17 protein-coding genes, 1 pseudogene and 1 other annotated feature (1 of these 19 only partly in view) are annotated in these 20753 nt (G+C 30.1%); all 18 genes and pseudogenes read right to left on the reverse strand.

The features are described 5' to 3' along the window. Positions 1-2: 2 nt before the first annotated feature. Entirely contained in the window at positions 3-269 is a 267-nt protein-coding gene (locus tag psyc5s11_RS15455) for a YggT family protein (protein WP_224033400.1), read from the reverse strand. A 12-nt stretch (positions 270-281) separates the two neighbouring features. Continuing rightward, positions 282-734 (reverse strand): cell division protein SepF, encoded by a 453-nt coding sequence (locus psyc5s11_RS15460; protein ID WP_224033401.1) that lies wholly within the window; start codon positions 732-734, stop codon positions 282-284. Next, positions 727-1407, reverse strand: a complete 681-nt coding sequence (locus psyc5s11_RS15465; protein ID WP_224033402.1) for a YggS family pyridoxal phosphate-dependent enzyme — start codon at positions 1405-1407, stop codon at positions 727-729. Before psyc5s11_RS15465 ends, psyc5s11_RS15460 begins: the two co-directional genes overlap by 8 nt. A 92-nt stretch (positions 1408-1499) precedes the next feature. After that, positions 1500-2231, reverse strand: coding sequence for a DUF881 domain-containing protein (locus tag psyc5s11_RS15470; RefSeq protein WP_224033403.1), 732 nt, complete (start codon positions 2229-2231; stop codon positions 1500-1502). A gap of 12 nt (positions 2232-2243) precedes the next feature. Then, positions 2244-2636 (reverse strand): small basic family protein, encoded by a 393-nt coding sequence (locus psyc5s11_RS15475; protein ID WP_224033404.1) that lies wholly within the window; start codon positions 2634-2636, stop codon positions 2244-2246. Between the two features lie 12 nt (positions 2637-2648). After that, on the reverse strand, positions 2649-3377 hold the full coding sequence (locus psyc5s11_RS15480) for a DUF881 domain-containing protein (protein ID WP_224038197.1): 729 nt from the start codon (positions 3375-3377) through the stop codon (positions 2649-2651). Between the two features lie 14 nt (positions 3378-3391). Then, entirely contained in the window at positions 3392-4147 is a 756-nt protein-coding gene (locus psyc5s11_RS15485; protein WP_224033405.1) for a cell division protein FtsQ/DivIB, read from the reverse strand. Positions 4148-4441: 294 nt separating this feature from the next. Next, entirely contained in the window at positions 4442-5578 is a 1137-nt protein-coding gene (gene spoVE, locus psyc5s11_RS15490) for a stage V sporulation protein E (RefSeq protein WP_224033406.1), read from the reverse strand. A gap of 26 nt (positions 5579-5604) precedes the next feature. Beyond that, complete coding sequence (gene mraY / locus psyc5s11_RS15495) at positions 5605-6585, reverse strand: phospho-N-acetylmuramoyl-pentapeptide-transferase (RefSeq protein ID WP_224033407.1); 981 nt, start codon at positions 6583-6585, stop codon at positions 5605-5607. A gap of 61 nt (positions 6586-6646) precedes the next feature. Next, complete coding sequence (locus psyc5s11_RS15500; protein WP_224038198.1) at positions 6647-8011, reverse strand: UDP-N-acetylmuramoyl-tripeptide--D-alanyl-D-alanine ligase; 1365 nt, start codon at positions 8009-8011, stop codon at positions 6647-6649. Positions 8012-8140: 129 nt separating this feature from the next. Continuing rightward, positions 8141-9646, reverse strand: a complete 1506-nt coding sequence (locus tag psyc5s11_RS15505) for a UDP-N-acetylmuramoyl-L-alanyl-D-glutamate--2,6-diaminopimelate ligase (RefSeq protein WP_224033408.1) — start codon at positions 9644-9646, stop codon at positions 8141-8143. A 107-nt stretch (positions 9647-9753) separates the two neighbouring features. After that, positions 9754-12030 carry a stage V sporulation protein D gene (locus tag psyc5s11_RS15510; RefSeq protein ID WP_375541957.1) on the reverse strand — a complete coding sequence of 759 codons (2277 nt, stop codon included), beginning with the start codon at positions 12028-12030 and terminating at the stop codon, positions 9754-9756. A 111-nt stretch (positions 12031-12141) separates the two neighbouring features. Beyond that, a complete protein-coding gene (locus tag psyc5s11_RS15515; protein WP_224033410.1) occupies positions 12142-14403 on the reverse strand; it encodes a stage V sporulation protein D in 2262 nt (753 codons plus the stop codon). Between the two features lie 273 nt (positions 14404-14676). Further along, positions 14677-15207: an FtsB/FtsL family cell division protein gene (locus psyc5s11_RS15520; protein WP_224033411.1), complete on the reverse strand. Its 531-nt coding sequence runs from the start codon at positions 15205-15207 to the stop codon at positions 14677-14679. 121 nt (positions 15208-15328) lie between these two features. Further along, the gene (gene rsmH, locus psyc5s11_RS15525) at positions 15329-16261 is read right to left on the reverse strand and encodes a 16S rRNA (cytosine(1402)-N(4))-methyltransferase RsmH (protein WP_224033412.1); all 933 of its coding nucleotides are present in this window, start codon (positions 16259-16261) and stop codon (positions 15329-15331) included. Between the two features lie 12 nt (positions 16262-16273). After that, positions 16274-16702: a division/cell wall cluster transcriptional repressor MraZ gene (gene mraZ, locus psyc5s11_RS15530; RefSeq protein WP_224033413.1), complete on the reverse strand. Its 429-nt coding sequence runs from the start codon at positions 16700-16702 to the stop codon at positions 16274-16276. Positions 16703-17152: 450 nt separating this feature from the next. Next, a complete protein-coding gene (gene pheT / locus psyc5s11_RS15535; RefSeq protein WP_224033414.1) occupies positions 17153-19531 on the reverse strand; it encodes a phenylalanine--tRNA ligase subunit beta in 2379 nt (792 codons plus the stop codon). A gap of 47 nt (positions 19532-19578) precedes the next feature. After that, positions 19579-20523, reverse strand: a pseudogene (gene pheS / locus psyc5s11_RS15540) (phenylalanine--tRNA ligase subunit alpha); the annotation flags it as partial. A 185-nt stretch (positions 20524-20708) separates the two neighbouring features. Next, positions 20709-20753 (reverse strand) — a binding site (T-box leader) (it continues 183 nt past the right edge of the window).

Raw genomic sequence — 20753 nt, forward strand, 5'->3', positions numbered from 1 at the left:
ACTTAAAAAAGACTTCCAAATACAATTCTCTTAAGCATATTAAGAATAACCAGTGCAATTATTGGTGAAAAATCCATTGGTAATCCTGGAATTAATTTATCTTGTAACCTTTTTAGCGGTTCTAAAATTGGATAAATAAAATTGTGTATTATATTCATATACTTATTGCCTTGAATTTGTGGAATCCATGAAGCTATACACTCTATGAATATAGCTAGTTCTAATAAGCTAAATAACCCACTCAAAACTGTGACTATACTATATGTCATACTTTACTCCTCCTATTTTGACCAATTAAATACTGCCTTTGTACTAAGCTCATTCTTAAGCTCATTTGTTACTTCAACATTTGAAGGTGAAAGAATATATACACCTTTTTCTATTTGTTGTAATTCTCCGCCTAAAGCATAGCAAGAACCACTTATAAAATCTAATAATCTTTGTGCAATCTTCAATTCTAAAACTGTTGTATTTACTAAAACTATTCTTCTGTTTTTAAGTGCCTCACAAATTTCAGTTGCCTCTTCGTAGTCAACTGGTTTAGTAATTGTTACCTTTGCATTAGAAGATGTATGGATGTTTACAACTTTGCTATTTTTCTTATTTGTAATAACTGGTTCTATTTCTTCATCTGCTCTCATCTCATTTTCATATTCTTCATCCTCATAATCCTCGTACTCTTCATAGTCCTCAAACCCTAATAAAGCTTTAACCTTTGATAAAATCTTACTCATTTTTTACCCCTCCTGTATTATAATTTCTTTCTCCAAATATTCCTGTTCCTATTCTAACTAAGTTAGAACCTTCTTCTATAGCTGTCATATAATCATGAGTCATTCCCATAGATAATATGTTCATATGGATATTATTATAGTTTTTTTCTTTAAGCTCTTCAAATATTTTTTTTGTTTTTTTGAAATAAGCTCTATTACTATCATCATTTCCTATTGGAATAATAACCATTATTCCCTTTACAGAAATATGGTTGCATTTTTCAATTAATTCTATAAATTCATATAAATTTTCTTCTAAAATTCCACTTTTGCTATCTTCTCTTCCAATATTGATTTGAATTAATACATTCGCCACTTTATCGGCTTTTCCAAAAGCCTTTTCTATTTCATTTAATAAACTAATACTAGCTAAAGAATGTATCAAATAAACATTGTCTACTAAATACTTAACTTTATTACTTTGAAGCTGTCCTATAAAATGCCATCTGACATCATCATGAAAGTTTTCTGATTTTTTTACCAATTCTTGAACTTTATTTTCTCCAAAATCTCTCACACCTGCTATATATGCTTCTTCTAGTGCTTCTAACGGTTTTGTTTTTGAAACAGCTAACAGCTTTACATCTTCTTGAATTTTATATTTTAGTTCTTCTATGTTTTGCTTAATCCCCATAATTTAACACCTTTAAACTATTCCTTTCTATACTTCACTTAGTTTATATTCTATATAACTTTGAAATTCCCTTTAAAAAAATAAATTTAATTTTATTTTTTGCTCTCATATCTCTTCATAAATTCAACATTTGCATTTGATGTTGTTGGTGGCATGATTATTTTATCTATTTTTTCTATGTTCACATAAAGCTTTCTAAACATAAGTTCCCGAACATGACTTCCATCTTCTAAAAGAGCTGCCTTTAATTTTTCAGGATCTCCTATAACATAAATATTAAAAGGAGCATATTCCATTTCGTCATCATCAAACAACATAAATGCCCAGTTGCATGTTACACCAGACCACGGAACAATTCTATGATTATTAACACTAATAGCTTCTGCTCCAGCCATTCGAAGCTCATTTAATATTAATGCCATATCATTATCATGCAAAAGCTTATTGTTTATTTCATCTGTATTTTCTTCACGTGCATTAGTCTTTCCATCATTTATATTTAATACAATTCCTGATCCTTCTATTTTATTTAATCCAATAAACATTTCATAATCAGTAATTTGAGCTTTCATATCTTCAAGAATCTTATCATTTTTTGTATAATTATTTTCATAGTTATAAATTTTATTTTTCTTTTCAATAGTATCTTCTTTTAAATTTCCTATTTCCTTATATAAAGTAGCTCGTTCTTCAACTGCATTTTGATACTCCGCTGCATTTAGATTATAAGATTGAATCCCTTCAAAATTAAAATTCATTGATATTAAAGCTCCGAGTATTATGGTTGCAATGAAAACAAAGAAAAAACTTTTATTATTTTTCATCACATCACCTCTTTATTTAATATCATTATTTTCTTTTTCTATTGAATTTTTTTTAGATAAGTTTCTCTTCCTAATTTTAAACTCTTCTAATAAAAGTCTTCTTATAATTGCAAAATTATCAAATATTCTGCCTCCAAATACTATTACTGCTGCTATATATATAGGTATTCCAAGCTTATCTCCTAAATATGCAAGCCCTGCTGCAAGTAATGCATTACCAAAGAATCCCGATATAAATATATCGGCTTGAAAATTCTTTGAAAGATTTCCTCTAATTGCTCCAAAAACTGAATCTAAACATGCAAGTATAGCTACAGACATGTATGGTGACAGTTTATCTGATATGTTAACATCCAGTACAAATCCAAGTATTATTCCAATTAATAGTCCTATTACTGCTATCAAACTAACTCTCTCCTATTCCTTCACCAATTTAATAAATTCGCTTTTTAATGATTGTGTTGTCTTTCCTATAACTATATCATCTTCAACTTTAATTTCATTGTTATAGTAAAGAAGAGCTTTATAATCTAAAGATCCTGGAAATGAGATTCCTACATTAAGTCTCCCTTTATCCCCAATTGCTTTAATTACAATTTTATCTCTAGGATATACTTTCCCGGCAGATCCTAGTGCAACTCCATTTCCTGCCGTCTTAATGCCTGTTTGTGGAGTTATTCTAATATCATTTATATTTATAGCCTCTGCTCCAGAAAACCAAAGTAAATTGACTATGTGTACTAATTCATCTTCACCTAAGTCTCCACTATTATTACTTGAATTAGATGTAAATAGAGAAGTTTTAGGTGTTATCGTAAGTGTTATTCCTGGTCCTTTAACATCGACTACACCTAGATGCATTCTAGCATTATCAAGTTGACTTTTTATATCTGTGCCTAAATCACCATCTTTGGCTGCTGTTTCTTCCATTTTTTTAAGTTCGTCTGATACTTTCGAATTTGTTGTTACCAGCTCTTCTTTTTGCTTCTTTAAATTTTCAATTTCTGAAATCATGTCATTTTTATCATAAGTGCTAATGTTTGATGCAGTATTTTTATTAGATAAAACCTTAAATTGATATGCTAATAAAAAGCCTAACAGTGCACAAACAATGGCTACAAATATTTGAGATCTAGATATCTTCATTCCTACCTTACCTTTCATTCTTTATAATATATAGGCGCACCATTAAATCCTACATCCACATACCCTTTAACAATCCCAATACTTGGATTTTCAATTATATGTAGTAGCTTATTCATTTTATCTGGTATATTTTCGTCATTTCCAAGTCTTCCTTCCACATTACCAATATACACCTTTATATTCATCAAATCCGTTACATCAATAACATTTATATTATAATTAGTCGGATTATTTTTTATAATTTGATAAAAAACATCCAAAAATTCTAACATCCTGCTATTGTCTAATGTTTTATTACCTAATTCAACATCTTTCAAGTTTATTCCTATAACATTTACCAAACTTCTATTTTCAACATTATCTGTTTTTTCTAGCAAATTTGATTCACTATCTAAAATATATTTATAGCCATCTTTATCCACATAATATATTCCAAGCTTTTCTGAAATTTTAATATTAACTTGTTTTGGATACGTTTTGCTAATTTCAACATTTTTTACATACGGATTTTTCTTAGCTTCGTTTATTATATTATTTTCATTTATATAGAAAATATTCTGACCAATTAAATTCTCTGTTCTTTTTTTTACATCCTCTCCACTCATGGTCGGGCTTCCGAGTACTGCAACCTTTTTAATAATAAAGATATTTGATTTAGTTGCAAAAATTATTCCTCCAATAATCAAAATTATAATTGTTATAAATATTCTTCTCACTTTTCTTCTACGTTTTGCTTTTAAAATAAATTTATTATTTTTTGTTTTTATCATATACATCCCTATTCTTTACATGTCACTTATATAATAACATGAATTTTAAAATAATATTACTCTAAATTAATAATACCACTTTATGAAAATACTTTCATCAATTTTTACATAGAATTTTATCATTACTAAAACTTAAACTATTATTTTTATTCCAAATTTTCAATTTCATTTGTATTTATACCCAAATAAAATACAGGACAAAGAAATTATAATTTAGTTCTTTGTCCTGCATTTATGCATATTCAAGAAATAACAAGTAAATCAGCTAGTCTACCTTATTTCATCTACCCTATTTTATATTTCTTTAATCTCTTCTTTACCTTCAATTTGCCGTGATATGTTTAAAAGTATCCCTACTGCTGCCATATTAATTACAAGTGCCGATCCTCCATAACTAATAAAGGGGAGTGGTACTCCTGTAACTGGCATTGAGCCTGTTACAACTGCAATATTTATTAAAGATTGAACTGCTATAATAGAAGTGATTCCTATAGCAAGAAAAGTACCATAAGTATCCCTTGCTTTCATAGCTACATTAATTCCTCTCCAAATAAATATTACAAAAAGAGTTATTATACATATACACCCTATAAGGCCTAATTCTTCGCCTATTATTGAAAAAATAAAATCATTATGTGGTTCTGGCATATATAATGTTTTTTGTCTTGATTGACCAAGACCAAGACCTGTAACTCCTCCAGAACCTAATGCATAAAATGATTGTATTAATTGATATCCTTTATCTGCTGGATCTTTCCATGGATCGATAAAATTAAGCAATCTATCACTTCTATAACTTGATGATAGTGTGAAAAAAGTAGCTGCTGCAAACATGACAGGGGCAACAATTCCAAATAAGTGTTTTATTTTACCTCCAGCTGCAAAAAGTACAATAAATGTAACAATCATTATAACACCTGCGATACTTAAGTTTTTCTCCGCCAGTACTATAGCTGCATAAAATCCGGCTACACCTAAATAAGGTAGTATTCCAGTTGTGAATTTTTTTACACCTTCCCCTTTATTTTCAAGGCCAACAGCTAAAAAAAGTACTACTACATATTTTGCTATTTCAGATGGCTGTAAACTAAGAGGTCCAATTACAATCCATCTTTGTGCTCCATTGGTACCTTTAAAAAGGAACACTGCTAATAATAAAGGTATACAAGCTATCATTATTGCTAATGTGTATTTCTTTAGCTTATGATAATCAAAACACATCGCAATTGCCATTACTACAACTCCTATAACTGCTGATATTAACTGTTTTTTCAAAAATAACATACTGTCCTGAAACATAAACATTGAGTAATAAGAACTTGCAGAATATACCATAACTACTCCTATAGTTAAAAGTAATGCTACAGAATAAAATATCCCATAATCTATTTCACCCATTTTTCTTTTTCTCTTGGACCTAATGACTTTCATACATAAATCCTCCAAACCTACTTAACTTAAATTGCTATAAATCCTATAATACATAAAATTGCTGTAATAGTAGAAAATACTGTTACTATCTTTACTTCACTCCAACCCACTTGTTCAAAATGATGATGTATAGGCGACATTTTAAATACTCTTTTGCCGGTTAATTTAAATGAAGTAACTTGAATTATAACAGATAAAGTTTCAATTAGATAAATACCTCCAACTATAATTACAAATAGCTCCATCTTAAGCATTAATGCTAATGTTCCTATAACTCCACCAAGAGCTAAAGATCCTGTATCGCCCATAAATATCTTTGCAGGGAAAGCATTGAATTTCAAGAACCCAAGTAATGCACCAGCCAATGCTATTGCAAAAATTGCCACTTCATAATTTTCTGTTCTAAAACCAACAATCCCAAAGAAAGTTAGCACTATCACCGTAACTGAAGTTGCAAGCCCATCTATTCCATCTGTTAAATTTACTGCATTTGTTACAGCAGCATAAAAAATAACTATAAATGGTATGTATAACATACCTAACTCTACTCTAAATCCATTGCTTACAAATGGGATTAAGATATCTGTTCCTATATATTTATATCCATACCAAGCAAAAGCTAATGAAAATAAAATTAATAATATCATTTTTTGTGCTGATTTTAATCCCAAATTATCTTTGTGGATTATCTTTAACATATCATCTAAAAATCCAATAAATCCAAATGCTAAAAATGCATATAAAATTATCATTTCTTTATCCATAAGCTTATGTCCCATAATTAATATAGTAGTAGCTACAGAAATGAAAAATATAAGTCCACCCATTGTTGGAGTTCCAGATTTCTTTTGATGGCTTTTAGGTCCATCTTTTCTAATGTTTTGCCCAAACTTCAATTTGTGTAATAATGGTATAACTATCGGTCCAAGTATTATTGAAAATACAAATCCCATTATTAGTGGTGCTAAAATTTTTGAGTTAATTAATAAATTTATTGTTTCCCCCATCTAGTGTCGCCCAAGGCATCTAAAAAAAGATACCAAATTAAGGCAAGTCACCTCCTTCGTTCTATTTTATTTTTTCTATATATTTAACTATTTCTTCAAATTTTTCACTTCTTGATGCTTTAACTAAAATAGTATCCTTTTCTTTTATCATACTTGCTAAAGTTTCCATTAACTCTTGTTTTGTTTCAAATACCATTGTTCCTTCTTTGAATCCTTCTTCATAGTACTTTTTAAAGTCTCCTGTAGTTAACAAAATGTCTATTTTTCCTTTTGCAAATCGTCCAACTTCAGTATGAGCTTCTTTTGCATAATCTCCAAGTTCCCCCATAGTTCCAAGCACTGCTATCTTTCGTATACCAGAATAATTTTCAAGTACTTTAAGTGCTGCTTTCATAGAATCAGGATTAGCATTATATGAATCATTTATAATTGTAAAATTATTTCTATTTACAAATTCAAGTCTCATTGATGTTGCATTAAAATTCTCAAGACCTTTTTCCATTTCTTCAAATGTAAGCCCAATTTTTTTTGCTATTTGTATTCCTACAAGTGCATTTAATACATTATGTTCTCCAACCATATTTAAATTAAATCTATAACTATCCTTATTTCTACTAACTGCATCAAAGGATGTAGTTTCACAGGTTAAATCTATATTTTTAGCATAAAGATCATATTTTTCATCATAACCTATTTTTTCTATGTTAAATTTATCACCTTCCTTAACTGTTTTTAACATATCATTTTCACAGTTTATTATTAAGGAGTTTTCATCATCAAAATAATCAGTTATACACATCTTCTCTTTAAGTATATTTTCTCTACTCTTTAAATATTCTATATGTGCTACTCCAATATTAGTTATTGCTGCAACATCTGGTAATGCAATACTTGCTAGTCTATTAATTTCACCAAAGTTGCTAGTTCCCATTTCTAGGACTGCTATATCATACTCTTTTGAAAGCTCAAAGATCATAAGCGGCAATCCAATTTCATTATTAAAATTACCTTGTGTTTTAAATACTTTGTATTTCCCACTTAAAAATGCAGCTACTAAATCCTTAGTTGAAGTTTTACCAGTAGAACCTGTTATTCCAACAACCTTTATTCCAATCTTTTTTCTGTAAAACCTAGCTAGGTCTCCTAGGGCGCTTTTAGTATTTTTAACTTTAATGATAGTTACCCTATCATTTAATTCTTCAACTTTAAATTTCACTTCATCAATGATTATTATAGATGCACCTTTTTCTATAGCATTACACACATAATCATTTCCATTAAAATTTTCTCCAGTTAATGCAATAAACAAATTATCTTTTTCAATTTTTCTTGTATCTGTAGAAATCTTATTAAAATTCCCTTCATTATTATTAACTAAGATTTCTCCACTTATTGCTTCAACTATTTCTGATAAACTTAAATCCAACTTCATCTACCCCTTCTTTTCAATTGACAATTAACAATTAACAATTAACAATTGTAGTACAATTTCCTTCGGAAATTGAATTATTATATTTATAAAAATTCCTTGCATTTTTTATTTATATTATTTTTTTCAAATCCTGAAAGGATTTGTTCCATAAATGTTAACTGTAAATTGTTCATTGTTAATTGAATCAAGTATTTCCTTGACAACTTCTCTTTCATCAAAATGTATAGTTTTATTCTTTAAAATTTGATAAGTCTCATGCCCTTTACCAGCAATAACTATTACATCGCCTTTGTTTGCAATATTTATAGCCTTTTTTATAGCTTCTTTTCTATTTTCTATTACTATATATTTATCTTTATTTAGTGAAGCTTCAATATCTTTTATAATATCCATTGGTTCTTCACTTCTTGGATTATCAGATGTTATTATAGTAACATCTGCAATATCGGTTGATATCTTACCCATTTGTGGTCTTTTCACTTTATCTCTATCTCCACCACAGCCAAATACTGATATTAGCTTTCCATTTGTAAATGCTTTAGCCGTTTTTAATATATTATCAAGTCCATCTGGAGTATGAGCATAATCTATTATAATTTCATATGGTAGCTTATATTCACTTGCTACTCTTTCACATCTTCCTGGGACAATTACTTTTTCTATTCCATTTTTTATTGCGTCATTTGGAATTCCAAGTTTAAAGCATGCTGCAATTGCACCTAATGAATTATAAATATTATATTCACCTGGTATATTCAAAATAAACTGCTCATTTTTCCCAAGATTAAGTTTGAATTTAATATCTCTGCTTCCCATTTCTTCATCAAGTGCCTTAAAATCCGAATGTTCTTTTACTGAAAATGAGTATATATCATCTGTTTTTAAAGCATTTAAATCACTAATTACTTGTTTTCCATAATTATCGTCAATATTAATAATTTTTATTCTAGACCTATCAAATAATTTGAATTTTGCTTTATAGTAATTCTCAAATGTCTTATGAAAATCTAAATGATCTCTGGTCAAATTTGTGAAAATGCCAATCTCAAATTTGACCCCATAAACTCTATCTAACTCTAATGAATGAGAAGATACCTCCATAACACAATATTCTACGCCTTTATCTATCATCTCACAAAATAATTCTTGTAACTCTAGAGATTCTGGAGTTGTTCTTTCAGTATGAATCTTTTCGTTTCCTATATAATTTGCAATAGTTCCAATCAAACCAACTTTTTTATTATTAGCTTCTAAGATATCCTTTATCATAAATGCAGTTGTAGTTTTTCCATTAGTTCCTGTTATACCAATTATCTTCATTTTACTGCTAGGGTTTTCATATAAATTCGCTCCCATTAGTGCTAGTGCTTTTCTCGTATCTCTACTCTTAATAATAGTAATTTTTTTTTCATTAATTTCTACATCGTCTTGAATTACTACTACTTTAGCTCCATTTTCAATAGCTTTATCAATATATTTATGTCCATCAGTTGCATATCCCTTGATACAAACAAAAATATCAAGTTCTTTAACTTTCCGACTATCATAATTTATTTTATTAATTTCTACATCAATTTCACCTTGAATAACTTCATAATCTATTCCATTTAAAATATTTACTAAATTCATATATTTTTCTCCTAACATAGTTTTTTCAATTAATATAATAACTTTAACAGTTAACGTGGAAACCCATTGAATTTCTCAAAAGATCAAAGTGTCTGTTCTACATATCTTTAATCTTTATAATCTGAGCTTAAAGTCAATTTAACAGTTGTTCCTTTACTTATAACTTCCCCTTGATCAATATCCTGTTCTGAAACCGCTCCATTCCCATCAAATGTAGATACTATTCCAATACTTTTTAACAAATAAGTTGCATCTTCTTTTGAATATCCCCTAACATTTGGCATTACAACATCATTATTATAAGTCGCATCACTACTTGTGTAAAGAGTTATTTTGGAATCTTCCTTTACTGAGGAACCTGGATATGGAGTCATATTTACTACTTTTTCTCCATCTCCATCTATATTACAATCTAATCTTGCATCTTTTAATATTTTCTTAGCATCTGCAACTTTCATATTCCTAACTTCTGGAATAACAACATCTTTAGTAATTTTTTTACTATTTTCATCAGAAAACTTGCTATTTAGATAGTTAAAAATATCAGTAAATAATGATTTAGCATATGGTACTGCTACTTGTGCTGCATAATACTCACCATTTCTAGGTTCATCAACAGTTATCATAATAGTAACTTTTGGATCACTAGATGGAGCCATTCCAACGAATGAAGATATATACTTGCCTTCTCCATATTTGCCGTCAACAACCTTTTCAGCTGTACCAGTTTTGCCACCTATATGATATCCTTCAATAAAAGTCCCTGTTCCTGATCCCCCTGTTACAACTCCTTCAAGATAAGTTCTAAGTTCTGCTGTCTTTTCCGGACTTGCTACAATAGAAGTTTTAGGTTTAAAAACTTCATCTACAATATTGACATTATTTTCGTCATTATGAGTCACTTCTTTCATTATATGTGGCTGAATAAGTGTTCCTCCATTGGCAATAGCATCAAATGCAGCCATATATTGAACCGAATTTAATGTGTTAGTTTGACCAAATGATATTGTTGCAAGGTCTGCAATTGAAACTTTATTAACTGGTTTTACAATTCCAGGCGCCTCACCTGGCAAATCAATTCCACTTACCTTTCCAAATCCGAATTTATCAATAGATTCACATAACTTTTCTTTACCAATCATTTTCCCTAATTCTACAAACCCTACATTTGATGAATTTTGAATAATTTGAAGTAAATTTTGAAGTCTATTTTGTTGTTCCGCGTCCTTTACCGTAATCCCTCCTATTGATATTGATCCATTATCTACAAATTGTGTATCTTTATTAACAATATTATTTTCTAGACCTGATATAGCAGTAATTACTTTAAATATAGATCCTGGTTCAAAGGTATCATTTACTAATCTATTCCTCCACATTTTTTGTATTTTTTCATTATTATCTTTTCCATCAAATTTTTCTGCACCATCACGTGGATTATTAGGATCAAAATCCGGTTTGTTAACCATAGCTAATACTTCTCCTGTTTTAGGATCCATTATTAGTATTGAAACTGCTTTAGCTTTATTATTTTCATAACACCGCTTAGCTATATTCTCAGCAATATTTTGAATATTTTCATCAATAGTAGTAGTAACATCTTTACCATTTATAGAGGATGTGTACTGTGAACTTGTATAGGGCAAGTCCCTATTATTTTTATCAAGTTCTGCAATTTTCATTCCAGGAATTCCTGATAAATATGAATTATATTGAAGTTCTAATCCAGTTAAGCCTTTACCGTCAGAATCAGTACTTCCTAGAGCCTGTGATAAAAAGTTATTATTGGGATAATATCTTTTTGTATCTGGTGAAACTACAACTCCATTTATATTAAATTCTTTTATTTTATCTGCTACATCTTTTTCTATTTTCCGTGCCACAGTAACATATCCTGCATCTGCTCCACTTGGAAGTTTTTTTTCTATTTCTGATACATCCATATCTAATACCTTGGCAATTACAGGCGCAATATCATCAGTTTTTAGCCCACCATCTCCTGTAGGCACTGGAATGCCTACACTTTTCATATGATCAATTTCTTTGATTGGAATGGATTTTAATGGTCTTTTCAAATATGCACTTAACGATTTTAAATCGAAATCTATCCTGTAAACATTAGCAGACACAGCAAGTTCATTTCCGTATCTATCTAGAATTCTTCCTCTTTTAGCATCTATTTTCAATTCACTTGTCCATTGTTCTTCTGCTTTTCCTGCATAATCTGCTCTTTTAACTATCATTATATAAGATAGCCTAATTATTAATATTGAAAAAATAACCGTTAATGAAAAAGCTGTAACTATCATTCTCTGACGCATTTTTGCTTTATTTATATACTTTCTCTTTCTCAATGCCTGTTCCTCCACTAAAAAATATAGCATGTGAGCATTCCCACACGCTAGTATTTCATCATTTATCTAATTTGTATAAAACTTTTTACAAATATGACTATCTTAACTTAAACAAACTCAAAATCTCTCAATTAGTTCCTTTTAATCTTTATAATCTGAACTTAATGTTAATTTAATGGTTGTCCCTTTAGTTATAACTTCGCCTTGTGAAATATCTTGTCCTGATACCATCCCACTTCCATCAAAAACAGCTACCATTCCAAGATTTTTCAGAAGCAAATTAGCATCTTCTTTTGAATATCCTCTAACATCTGGCATTACGACATTATTATTATAAGTCGCATCACCACTTGTGTAAAGATTTATTTTCGAACCTTCTTTTACTGAATATCCTGGATATGGTGTCATCTCTATTACTGACTCTCCATCTCCATTCATATTAAAATCTAATTTTGAATCTTTTAATGCTTTTTTAGCATCTGCAATTTTCATCCCTCTAATTTCTGGAATTACAACATCTCTAGTAATTTGACCTAGATTTTCATTTGAAAATTCACTATCAAGGTAATTAAAAATATCTGTAAACAATGTTTTTGCTGGTGGTACCGCTACTTGTGCTGCATAATATACACCGTTGCTTGGTTCATCAATAGTTATCATAATAGTAACTTTAGGATCAGAGACTGGTGCCATTCCAACAAACGATGAAATATATGCTCCTTCTTGATATCTACCATTAATAACCTTTTGTGCAGTACCTGTTTTACCTCCAATATGATATCCTTCTATAAAAGTTCCTGTTCCAGAACCTCCAGTAACAACACGTTCAAGGTATGTTCTAAGCTCTGCGGTTTTTTCAGTGCTTGCCACTGTAGTAGTTTTTGGCTTAAAAGTTTCATCAACTATATTAACATTATTTGCATCATCATGAGTAACTTCCTTCATAACATGAGGTTGAATTAAAGTTCCTCCATTAGCTACAGCATTAAACGCAGTCATATATTGAACTGAATTAACTGTATTTGTCTGACCAAAAGATATTGTTGCAAGGTCTGCATCAGATACTTTACCAACTGGTTTTACAATTCCAGGGGCTTCTCCTGGCAAATCTATCCCACTAACTTTTCCAAATCCAAATTTATTCATAGAAGCACATAATTTTTCTTTACCAATCTTTTGTCCTAATTGTACAAATGCTACATTACATGAATTTTGAATAATCTCCGGGAAATTTTGAAGTCCATGTCCTCCTGCTTTCCAGCACTTTGGATTAATACCACCAACAGATATTGATCCTGGGTCATTGAATTGTGTATCCTTATTAACAACATTTTCTTCTAATCCTGTAATCGCTGTTACTACTTTAAATATTGATCCCGGTTCAAAAGTATCATTAACCAATCTATTTCTCCACATTTTTTGCAGTTTATCACTATAATTTTCTCCATCAAAAGATTCTACTCCTTGATATGGACTATTAGGATCAAAATCAGGTTTATTAACCATGGCTAAAACTTCTCCAGTTTTAGGATCCATAACCAATATTGATACCGCTTTAGCTTTAGTATCATCATAAGCTTGCTTTGCTGCCTTTTCAGCAAAATATTGAATTTTCTCATCAATAGTAAGGGTAATATCTTTACCATTTACCGGTGATGTAAACTGAGATATTGTATAAGGCAAATCCCTATTGTTTTTATCAAGCTCTGCAATCTTCATACCAGGAACTCCTGATAAATATGAATTATATTGAAGTTCTATTCCAGTTAAACCTTTATTATCTGGATTAGTAGTTCCTAGTACATGTGCTAAGAAATTATTATTAGGATAATATCTCTTTGTATCTGGTGAAACTATAATTCCGCTTATATTGAGTGCTTTTACCTTATCTGCTTGTTCTTTTTCTATTCTTCTAACAACTGTAGCTGACCCTGCTTTTGCACCACTTGGAAGTTTAGTTTCAAGTTTACCTTTAATCATTTCTACATCCAAATTTAATGCTGTTGCAATTAAAGGTGCTATATCAGAAGTAGTTAAGTCCTCATCACCTCTTGGCATAGGTATTCCGACACTTTTCATTTTTTCAATTTCTTTTGCTGGTATTTGACTTAAATCTCTTTCTAAATATGATCTAATAGAATTTAAGTCAAAGTCAACTCTATAAACATTGGCAGATACAGCAAGTTCTTTTCCATTTCTATCTAAAACTCTTCCTCTTATAGCATCAATCTTTACTTCACTTGTCCATTGTTCTTCTGCTCTCGCAGCATAATCAGCTTTCTTAACTATCATTATATAAGAAAGCCTAATGGTCAATATCGCAAAAACAACAGTCAACGAAGCGGCTGCCATACTAATCCTTTGACGCATTTTTGCCTTATCTTTATAATTTTTCTTTTTCAATATCCATTTCCCCCATGCACTTTCTTTTAGGCACATGAAAATAAATAACAAGTCCAAAGTTGCCCTGAATATTTTTCAACAGGCAAAGAGACGAATTGCCCTCATAGCAGGCCTATTAGGTCAATTTGCCGACGTGAGCTGTGAACCCAAAAAGTCTATGATTTGGGTGTGAATCACTTACTCAAGAAGAGCGTTATATGAGTCGAGCTTTCTTTATAATGGAAAATAGGATGGCAAATAGACTTGTTATTTTTTTGATTGTACCTTACATAACTATTTTACTAAATCCATCAATTTAGAGAACAAATTACTTCCCTTAGTACTATTGTTAGAACTATTGTTAGAGCTATTAGATTTTATGTTTTCAAAATAGTTTTGTGAAAAGTCAATTCTCACTGTTTCTTCTTTATTAGGAATAGACATAGCTAACTTACTTGTAGCTTTTTCTTGAATATTCTTTAAAGAAGAAGATTTTACCAATTTTACTTTTAACGCTTCATTTTCTTCTTGTGTTTGAGTAATTTGAGCATTTAAATTACTAACTCCATTTTGCATATTGTAGACTTTGATATCTCCAGTAATGGTAATTAATCCCAGACTAAATATAACTACTGCCACAGTAAAGACATACTTTCTATCGTTCTTTCTTATTTTTCTTAATATAATATTTTTATTTTGTATATTTTTTCGCCTTTGTATTTGTTTATACTTCTTATTTGGTCTACGTACGCTACTTTTTCTTTCTGGTGCTGATACTGTACTACCCTTTATATAATCATATTCTCTTTCCACCAATTTATTCACATCCCAACTTATTTATAACTTAATATTAAGTTAAACTCCATTCATATGAAGTATATTCCACATTTGACTCTTAGTTAAACTTATCCCCTAAACGTGCACAATGTTTCCCCTAATGAAAAAATCATAATTTCTCAATTATCCTAAGTTTAGCACTTCTACTTCTTGGATTTTCTTCAATTTCTTTTTCAGTTGGTATTATTCCCTTTTTAGGCATAGTCTTAACCACTGGTGATTTTCCACAAGCACAAATCGGAAATCCTTTTGGACAAATACATGGATTTTCTAATTCTCTAAATTTAAGTTTTACTATTCTATCTTCTAAAGAATGGAATGTTATAATAGCCATTCTTCCGCCCTTATTTAATCTATTTATTCCATCTTCTATAGTTCTATTTAATATTTTAAGTTCCGAATTAACTTCTATTCTAATAGCTTGAAAAGTTCTTTTTGCTGGGTGAGGTCCATCTCTTCTCAGCCTTGCAGGAATAGCAGCTTTAATAATATCTACAAGTTCAAATGTTGTTTCAATAGGCTTTTCTGCTCTTCTATTGATTATAATATTGGCAATTCTTTTAGCAAATCTTTCTTCACCATAATCTTTTATTATTTTATATAATTTTTCTTCGCTGTAATTATTTATAATTTCATAAGCTGAAAAATCACTATCTCTATCCATTCTCATATCTAATGGTGCATCATGCATATAACTAAAGCCTCTTGAAGCTTCATCAAGTTGATATGACGAAACCCCAAGATCCATTAAAATTCCATCAACTTTCTCAATATCTAATTCATTCAAAATACTATCTATATTGTAAAAATTATTGTGAACATATTTTACATTTTCAAACTCTTTAAGCCTCTCTTTAGCAGCTTTCAAAGCATCTTGATCTTGATCTATTCCAATTAATGTTCCATCTTTAGATAAATGCGATGCAATATGAGATGAATGTCCTGCACCGCCTAAAGTACAATCAACATAAATCCCATTTTCTTTTATATCTAATGCGTCTATACATTCATTTAATAATACTGATACATGTTTAAATTCCATAATCAAAACTCCTTATATTCCTAAATCATTCATTTTTTCTGCAATTGAATCAAAATCCATATTTGACTCATTGTATTCATTCCACTTTTCTTTGCTCCATATTTCTACTCTAGACAATACTCCAATACTTACTATGTCCTTTTCTATCCCTGCATATTCCTTTAAATTTTGTGGAATCAATCCTCTTCCTTGCTTGTCCAATTCAATTTCACAAGCACCTGAAAAAAAGAACCTTACAAAAGATCTTGCATCCTTGTTTGTTAAAGGCAAAGTTTTCATTTTTTCTTCTAGTACTTTCCATTCTTCAAGTGGATAAGCGTAAAGACATCCATCAAGACCCTTTGTAATAACAAACGTATTACCAAGACCATCTCTAAGTTTCGCTGGAACAATTATTCTATTTTTAGGATCTAGACCGTGTTGGTATTCTCCAATGAACAATATTCTCAGCTCCCACTTTGATAGATTTCATACTTTTCACTCTATTATAACCCACTTTGCACCACTGTGCACCACTTTATCTATATTATTCTATAAAAATATAGTATTTCCTCCCTAAAATAAATATTTTTTTAATATTTATTCACTTTTAATTTATGTTTTAATGGAATATATATATATAATCTGAATTTTTTTCTTCAATACCTTAAACGTAATAGATTCTTAAAAACAAAAATAAACTGCCTTAGAATAAATAAAATTTATTCTAAGGCAGTTTATTAAGATAGTTTTAAGGCACATGAAAATAAATAACAATTCCAAAGTTGCCATGAATATTTTTCATCAGGCAAGGAGACAAATTGCCCTCATAGCAGGCCTATTAGATCAATTTGTCGACGTAGCATGATGAAAATAGTCTGGCAAATGGACTTGTTATTTTTTTGATTGTACCTAATCTCTTAATGTAGCTCCAAGTTTGTATTCAAGAGATCTTAGTATTTTTTCATGGACTTTATTAACTTCGTTATCTGTTAATGTCTTATTTTCATCTCTATAAGCAATTGCATACGCTATGCTCTTCTTACCATCTGGTATTTGTTTTCCTTTATATATATCAAATAGTTCTACTTTTTCAACTATATTTCCACCAGCTTTGCGTATTGTTTCATCAATTTCTTGAACTAAAATAGCATCTTCAACAAGTAATGCAATATCTCTTGTTACTGCTGGGAATTTAGGTAATGGTTTATACTTCTTATCCATATTAGAACTTTCATATAGTGCATCTAAATCTAATTGTGCTACAAAACATGGTACATCAAGTCCATAATTTTCACAAACTTCTAAATGAACTTCGCCTAAAGTTCCAGCTACATTTTTCCCTATAACAAGTTTAGCTGTTTTCCCTGGATGATAGCTTACATTTTCACTTTCTCTTTCATACTTGGCATTTTTTATTCCAAGACCATCTACTATATTTTCTACGGCACCCTTAAGATCTAAATAATCACAGTCTCCATACATACCAATAGTTATAATGTTCTTTTCTGTTGGAAGCTTAGTATCATCTTCATTCTTTATATATACTTTTCCCATTTCGAATAATCTAACATAAGAATTGTTTCTAGAATAATTTCTCCCTAAACTTTCCATCATTGAAGGAAGTGTTGTTGTTCTCATTACACTATAATCTTCACCTAATGGATTTCTTATTTTAACTACATTTCTAAGTTCACTATCTTCAGGTAAAATAATTTTATCAAATACCTTTGGTGATACAAATGAGTAACTTATAGATTGGTTTAATCCACTACCTGTTGCAAGTAATACTACTCTATTATCTAAAATGCCTTTTCTGTATCTTGGTTCTCTACCAGTAGATGCAGTGAATATTGTTGCAGGAATATTTTCATATCCATAAATCCTTGCAATTTCTTCAGCTATATCTTCTCTAATTGCAATATCAACTCTAAAAGTTGAGGCTGTTACAACTAAATTTTCTCCATCAATTTTTGTAAATAAATCAACACTATCTAAACATCTTTTCATTTCTTCTTTAGAAATGTCAGTACCAAGGAAAGAATTTACCCAATTAGAATCAACAATTACTGTTCCTGCTTCTTTTTTATTGTTGTAAACATCTATAGTTCCTTCCATAACTTCTCCAGCCTCTAATTCACAAATCAAAGCGCAAGCTCTGTTAATTGCAATTTCAGCTAAATTAGGGTCAATATCTTTTTCAAATCTGCTTGAAGCTTCACTTCTTAAGTTTAATTTTTTAGAGTTTACTCTAATATTAGTTCCATCAAAGTTTGCACATTCAAATATAACTTCTATAGTATCTTCCTTTATTTCTGAATTTAATCCACCCATTATTCCAGCAAGACCAATAATTGTATCGCTGTCTTTTATGCAAAGCATAGAATTGTCTAAAACTCTTTCAGTTTCATCTAATGTTGTAAATTTTTCATCAACCTTTGATCTTTCGACCACAATCTTGTTAGATGAAATTTCTCTTTTATCATAAGCATGCATTGGCTGACCAATTTCTAACATAACAAAGTTTGTAATATCAACTATGTTATTTATAGGTCTAATACCTGCTTCAAGTAATCTTTCTTGTATCCAACCTGGTGATGACTTTATTTCAACATTTTTTATTCCTCTTGCCATAAATCTAGAACAAAGTTCATCCTTAACTTCAACTTTTAATTCATCATTAATGTTCGCAGGATTTAAAACTTTATACTCTACGTTTGGCATTTTATATGTTATTCTAAGTGCTGCTGCAGTTTCTCTTGCCATACCAACAATACTTAAACAATCAGGTCTATTTGAAGTTATTTCAAAATCTAAAATTGCTTTATTAAGCCCTAGAACATCTTTAATATCTGCCCCAAGTACTGTATCAGAAGGTAAAATCAGCAATCCATGAACTGGTTCATCTCCAGCTGTTCCAAGTTCTTCTTCTGAACAGAACATACCCTGCGATACTTCTCCTCTAAGCTTTCCTTTTTTTATTTTAGTTCCATCAGCTAAAGTTGAGCCATGAAGTGCAACTGGTACTATATCTTGCTCTTTCATATTTGTTGCAGCGGTAACTATTTGTATTTCTTCGCTTCCTATATTAACTTGACAGATGCTTAATTTTTCTGCATCTGGATGTTTTACTATTTGCACAATTTTTCCTGTAACTACTTTTTCAATTACATCTCCTTGAGTTATAAGTTCTTCAAGTTGTGAACCAGTTAAGGTTAATTTATCTCCTAATTCTTTAGGACTTACATTTATTTCAACATAATCTTTAAGCCAACTATATGGTACTTTCATGTTTTTTCCTCCTTAATTTTACCTTTGGGTGGTTATGTGTATCATTTCTAGAATTGATCTAAAAATCTAACATCACTTTCATATAATAATCTTATATCATCTATTCCATAATTTAGCATTACCATTCTATCAACACCAAATCCGAAAGCAAATCCGCTATAAACCTCTGGGTCAATACCACAATTTCTAAGTACATCGGGATGAACCATTCCGCATCCAAGAAGTTCTATCCATCCACTGCCTTTACATACTCTACATCCTTCTCCACCGCAAACAAAACAAGTTGCATCCATTTCAGCTGATGGCTCTGTGAATGGAAAATGATGTGGCCTGAATTTAGTTTGAACTTTGTCACCAAACATTTTTTTTGCAAACAATTCTAAAGTTCCTTTTAAATCTGCAAAAGTGACTCCTTTATCAATAACCATTCCTTCCATTTGATAAAATATAGGCGAATGAGTAGCATCTACTGAATCTGATCTATAAACCTTACCTGGAGATATCATCTTTATTGGTGGTTTTTGATTTTTCATAGTTCTAATTTGAACTGGTGAAGTTTGAGTTCTGAGTACTATATTATCATTAATATATAAAGTATCTTGCTCACTTCTTGCAGGATGATTTTTAGGAATATTTAGCGCTTCAAAATTGTAATAATCAAGTTCTACTTCAGGACCATCCTCAATTGTAAATCCCATTGAAATAAATATTTCTTCCATGCTTTGAAGTGTTAAATCTAAAGGATGTCTTTTTCCTATAACTTTTTTCTTTCCTGGAAGTGAAATATCTATAGTTTCACTTGAAAGCTTTGCATTTCTTTCTTTATCTTTTATATTTTTTATAGTTGCATCTAATTTTTCTTCTACTAGAGCCTTAGCTTCGTTAACCAATTTTCCGATAAGTGGCCTTTCCTCAGGCGATAATCCTCCCATACTTCTTAATATTGTAGTAAGTTCACCTTTTTTTCCTAAGAACTTAACTCTGATTTCTTCTAATTCAGTACTTTTCATAGCTGTTTCAATTTGTTTTACTGCAAGTTCTTGTAATTCTTTTAATTTCTCTTTCATAATAAAAATCTCCTTTCAACAATTACAATGTAAACTTTCTTTAAATTGCGCATTCAACACATAAATATTTACATTGTTTAATTTTTTGCATAAAAAAATCATCCCCCATAAAAAGGGACGAATTATCCGCGTTACCACCCTAATTGGAGCTTTTA

Origin of the sequence: Clostridium gelidum, assembly GCF_019977655.1 — a bacterium.
Taxonomy (GTDB): Bacteria; Bacillota; Clostridia; order Clostridiales; family Clostridiaceae; genus Clostridium; species Clostridium gelidum.